The organism is Cupriavidus sp. KB_39 (assembly GCF_052114485.1).
Lineage (GTDB): Bacteria > Pseudomonadota > Gammaproteobacteria > Burkholderiales > Burkholderiaceae > Cupriavidus.
This window is the reverse complement of sequence record NZ_JBFREV010000106.1, coordinates 1-2305: the sequence shown is the minus strand read 5'-3', so window position 1 is coordinate 2305 and position 2305 is coordinate 1. Positions and strand designations below refer to the sequence as shown.

2 protein-coding genes and 1 pseudogene are annotated in these 2305 nt (G+C 54.9%); all 3 read left to right on the top strand.

Annotation, left to right across the window (positions count from 1 at the left end; genetic code table 11):
• Positions 1-144: 144 nt before the first annotated feature.
• Positions 145-489, top strand: a complete 345-nt coding sequence (locus AB4Z27_RS28775; protein WP_441645954.1) for a helix-turn-helix domain-containing protein — start codon at positions 145-147, stop codon at positions 487-489.
• Positions 490-706: 217 nt separating this feature from the next.
• Positions 707-1930, top strand: coding sequence for a hypothetical protein (locus tag AB4Z27_RS28770; protein WP_441645953.1), 1224 nt, complete (start codon positions 707-709; stop codon positions 1928-1930).
• 204 nt (positions 1931-2134) lie between these two features.
• Positions 2135-2305 (top strand): annotated as a pseudogene (locus AB4Z27_RS28765) (DNA-deoxyinosine glycosylase); the annotation flags it as partial.

Sequence of the window (2305 nt, the reverse complement as noted above, 5' to 3'; positions counted from 1 at the left end):
GTGCATAACCGGCTCCATTCGATGCGCTTCTKGTGGATATATCGGCATCACATTGTAACCTTTAACATCACAATGTGATCTCCTGCTTCATGTGATTCTGGCCTCACCACGCCGACTATTACGACCGTGCGTATGAGGTCACACATGGACGAGCGAAAAAAGGCAGCGTTGGTGAAGGCAGTAGGGCAGGCGATTGCTTTAAGGCGTACCGCTTCTGGGCTATCTCAGGAGAAGGTGGCCGAAGCGCTTGGTATCAGCCGCGAAGCGGTATCCCGCATAGAGACGGGCGTTGCTGTGCCTTCTATAGTCCGGCTCGCCGAACTAGCCGAGATTTTCGGCTGCGGCATGGAGGAACTGCTGACCGACGCCTCAAACCGGGAGGTTGACCAAGCCCGGAAGATCCTGGAGTTGCTTGAAGGCTTGTCGGATGAGAGGCGCGAGATGCTGATGGGCGTGATCCGCCAACTGGTCGCCGGGCTCTCGAAGTAGTACGCGGCTGGCTCGCGGTCAGGGTGTCAAATTGACCAAAAACCCAACGGCCGCAGGGCATATGAGGATGGGTTCTCATTGGCATGCGGTAGTGCAAATCAGGAAGCACTGCGTACGGCGCCGCAAAACGTTGAGGCGACTGCGATGATGTTACCTGCCGACAACAGAAGAGAAGCAATGTCGACATCTGATAGCATTCAGCTAACAGGGAGGCCACGTGAACAAAACACAATCAACACCATCAGAAATGGAAGAGACAGTTCCGTCCGCGGAGTCAGAATCGCTATCTGAGAGGGTAAGCCCAGCCCGGAAGAAGGCGACTACTTCTGCGAAGAAAGGATCGCTTCCAGCGAAAAAGAAGGCTGCGGTAGCCAAAAAGGCCACCCGTACGCAGAAGGTCGCCGCGAAAACCACCCCGCCGAAACCCAAGCGGACGTTTCCTCATTATTCTATTGAGGAGGCGCGGAAGATACCGGATGCGCTCAAGCAGTTCAACATGGGTAATCCTTGGCCGCCCAGGGACATCGCTCAGTCACTTGGTGTCGGGACGGGTAGCAACTATTTCTACCTGACTCAGAGTTCACGTGACTACGGTTTCACGGCCGGCACGCGAGAGTCAGACAAGATTGAATTGGCAGATCTGGGTCGATCGCTGGTATATCCGAAGACTCCGAAGGAGGGCAGCGATGCTATCGTTGCGGCATTCCGCAATATCGAGCTGTTCAAGAAGGTCTACGACTATTACCAAGGAGAGAATCTCCCGGACATCCAATATCTCAAGAACACGTTGAAGCTTGAGTTTGGTGTGGCAGAAGAGTTTCAGGACGAGTTCTACGCGCTCTATCAGACGAATCTTGCGTATTTGAAAGCGCAGGGGGGCGATCTCGATGGTTCTACACCTAGTCCCCAGGTTCAACCCAGCAGCCGGACAGGCAGCAGCTCGATCATCCTTGGCGAATCAAAAAATGCCGGAGGCCTCATTGCATTTGTGGCAATGCCATTTTCGGAAAAAACCAAAGATCATGCGCCTGGCTATTTTGATGAGGTGCTGAAGCATCTCATCACTCCCGCTGCCGTGCAGGCCAATTTCAACGCTCGGACCGCAAAAAAAGCCGGCAGCGAAGTCATCCAGTCCACGATTGTCAACGATCTCGATAACGCTGATTTGGTGATCGTTGATCTGACCGAGCACAACCCGAACGTTCTGTTCGAACTAGGGATGCGAATTGCTTTTAACAAGCCAGTATGTTTGATTCGCGCGCGAGGTACAGCGCCAATCTTCGACATTGATCACATGTTGCGCGTCTTTGACTACAACCCATCCCTATGGGCATCTACGCTGGCGACGGATGTTCCGGCGCTATCAGAATTCATCGCCGAAACTTGGAAAAATCGAGAGACCGAGCGGTCATATTTGAAGATTTTGCGCGAGTCGAAGTAAGGGGGCGGCACCTCAGCCGAGCTGGGGTGGCAAAAAACGTTGGCGTAATGGGTCCATACAGTAGGCGACAAACGGCTTGTGCGTCGCGCGTTAGTTTCGCAAACGTCCGCACTGGGTCATCGCTTGGCTGTCAGGGAGCCAACGTCCCGCACTCCGAGATCCTGACTCAACTGTGGGGCCGCGAGCAGATGTCAAATTGACCAAAAACCCAACCGCTTCTGGCACCTGATGGGCGATGTCCTCGGGRTCGATCTSGTCGRMCWGGACTACCCRGCCCGCCTGCAAGCGCTGCTTSGGTACGGCGTGGGGCTGTGGGACGTGGTGGCCGAGGCGCGGCGCGATGGCAGCCTCGACAGCAATATCCGCGACCATGCC